3 protein-coding genes are annotated in these 2,364 nt (G+C 71.9%); 2 read left to right on the top strand and 1 reads right to left on the bottom strand.

Annotated features, from left to right (window positions below; all coding sequences use genetic code 11):
• Positions 1–263: 263 nt before the first annotated feature.
• Complete coding sequence (locus ACFWE2_RS25230; RefSeq protein WP_377226950.1) at positions 264–1,184, top strand: SAF domain-containing protein; 921 nt, start codon at positions 264–266, stop codon at positions 1,182–1,184.
• 157 nt (positions 1,185–1,341) lie between these two features.
• Positions 1,342–1,764 (top strand): large conductance mechanosensitive channel protein MscL, encoded by a 423-nt coding sequence (gene mscL, locus ACFWE2_RS25225; protein ID WP_377226949.1) that lies wholly within the window; start codon positions 1,342–1,344, stop codon positions 1,762–1,764.
• A 121-nt stretch (positions 1,765–1,885) separates the two neighbouring features.
• Here the strand turns inward: mscL and ACFWE2_RS25220 are convergent, their stop codons facing one another.
• Positions 1,886–2,221: a hypothetical protein gene (locus ACFWE2_RS25220; protein ID WP_377226948.1), complete on the bottom strand. Its 336-nt coding sequence runs from the start codon at positions 2,219–2,221 to the stop codon at positions 1,886–1,888.
• Positions 2,222–2,364: the final 143 nt, after the last annotated feature.

The raw sequence follows: 2,364 nt of genomic DNA, 5'->3' as shown, positions 1-2,364 counted from the left end.
GTCCAGCCCTGGACCGACCTCGATGCCGAGTGCCGACCTCGCTCTTGTGTGCCGACTTCGAGACCCGTCGTCGATCTGTGAGGCATGCGGGCTACCTCGTCACTGACAGAGCCGGTCCCCAGATCTTCCGGCAGGGTCCACCGACCCGCTTGACGGGCCGCCAACGGTGCGAGCGTGACCACAGGCGGCGCCTTCCGCTCCGCGTGCACAGGCTGCCCGACGGCGGCTCCGCGCCCCTCCCCCGCCTGCATAGCGTCGTCGGCATGGGACTTCTCGACTCGATCACCGAACCGGCCTCGCGCCACGGTTCACCGCCCGGCGCCGGCTCGCCCACGCAGTGGGGCACGGTGGCCGGGGCAGCTCCGCCGTCCACCGATCGGCCGATGGGCGCCCGTGGTCTGCTCACCCGGCCGAGCGGGCGCCGGTCGGGCCAGTCGGGTCCGGGCCGGTCGGGTTTGGGCCTGCCTGGTCCGGGCCTGCCGGGCCCGGGCCGGTCGGGCCTGGGCCTGCCGGGTACAGCCAGCTCCCGTTCGGCCGTGCTCCGGCGCGCCCGGCGGATCCTGTGGCGCTGGCGGTTCGCGCTGGCGGCCGCCCTGTTCGGTCTCGCGGCCTCGGTGACCGTGCACCTCCTGCGCCCGCCGCCCCCGCCGACGACCGACGTGGCGGTCACCGCACGGCCCGTCGCGGCGGGCACCGAGCTCACCCGGGACGACGTCGTCGTGCGTTCCGTCGCCGCCGACCTCGCCCCGCCCGGGACCCTGCCGACCGTGCACGGCCTGCTGGGCCGCTCGGTGGTCGTCGGGCTGCCGGCGGGCGCCCCGCTGCACACCACCCTCGTGTCCGACGACGGCGTCTCCGCCGCCGCCCCGCACGGCACCGTCGTGGTCCCGGTCCGCCTGTCCGACGACGCCGTCGCCGCCCTCCTGCGCCCCGGCGACCGGATCGACCTGCTGGCCGGGACGACGTCGGGCGGCGAACCGGACGGAGCACCCCGGTACCTCGCACGCCGCGCCCTGGTGCTGCCCGTCCCCGCCGGACGTGAGCCGGAGGCCGCGGGCGGGCTGCTGGGCCCGGCAGCGGACGGCGACCGCCCGGTCACGCTCGTCGCGGTGACCCCTGCGGACGCGCCGGAGCTGTCGGCAATCTCGGGCTGGGGCGCGGTGACGGCGGTGCTGGTGCCGTAGGGCGGTACGGCGAAGACCCGGCCCTGCATCCGGACCGGCACTACCTTTGGCCGAACGCGCTGTCCAGCATGCGGTGAAGGGGATTTTCCACCACAATTCCCTTCGAGGTCCGGCCGTCGCCTGACCACACCGACTTTAGCGAGATCCAGGGGAATTCATGCGCGACCTGCTCACCGGCTTCAAAGACTTCATCGCTCGCGGCAATGTGATCGACCTCGCGGTAGGTATCGCGATCGGCACCGCCTTCACCGCGGTCGTCACCGGACTGCTCAACGGCATCATCAACCCGCTGATCGCCGCTGTCTTCGGCCAGCCGGACATCTCCGACGTGGGCCACTTCACGCTCAACAATGCCGAATTCAGCATCGGCCTGTTCCTCCAGGCGTTGCTCAACTTCCTCATCGTTGCTGCGGCGATCTACTTCTTCGTCGTCGTTCCGATCAACAAGCTGAAGTCCCTGCGCAAGACCTCGGAAGAGGTCGTCGAGGAGGCCGCGGCGGAGGAGGTCGTGCTGCTCACCGAGATCCGCGACCTGCTGCGCGCGCAGTCGGGCGCGCAGTCGCCGTCGCAGTCCAACTAGACACTTGCCACCGCGTCTGCGGGGTTCTTGAGAACGGGGTTGTGTTCCGGAGCGAACGTGCTGCGAGCACAACCCCGTTCTCGACTCAGGGGTAGCGGCGTCCGTGGCGCCGCCGAAGTGGTCAGCCCCAGTGCGGCGGGACGTCCCGGCGGAGCTGCTCGTCGTTCGAGTCCTGGCCGGCGCCGGCCGCACCTCCGCCGTCGGCTCCTTCGCTCCAGCCCGCCGGCCGCTCGTCGGCGCTCACGCCGAGCACCGCCTCACGTTCGGTCCCGCGCCGTACGGCCCGCCGAGGCCCGCGTCGCCGCGGGACGGCGCCCCTGGCTGTCGCGTCGACGGCACCCGGCACCAGGTCGGCGGGCGGCGTCGGACCGGTACCGCCCGGCACCACCAGGTCGGCAGTCGCTGCCGAGTCAGCCGAGGACGCCGGCTCGAACGGCTGGTTCACGGACTCGCTCACACCACCATTGTCACCCGCACGGATGAGATCGGTCCGTTGCACGTCCGGACAGGTGACTTCGGTCGGGTTGGAGGAGTAAAGTGGGTAGAATGTAACAACGAAAAAGAACCCCCCCACAAAAACCCCCCCACCGCGCACACAAA

The organism is Promicromonospora sp. NPDC060271 (genome assembly GCF_042726755.1).
Taxonomy (GTDB): Bacteria; Actinomycetota; Actinomycetes; order Actinomycetales; family Cellulomonadaceae; genus Promicromonospora.
The sequence above is the reverse complement of the archived record's forward strand: the minus strand, read 5'-3'. Positions and strand labels throughout refer to the sequence as shown.

Bases quoted from the DNA above. Each gene is read 5' to 3' on its own strand.
- ACFWE2_RS25230 (WP_377226950.1), top strand. From the start codon at position 264: ATGGGACTTCTCGACTCGATCACCGAACCGGCCTCGCGCCACGGTTCA.
- mscL (WP_377226949.1), top strand. From the start codon at position 1,342: ATGCGCGACCTGCTCACCGGCTTCAAAGACTTCATCGCTCGCGGCAAT.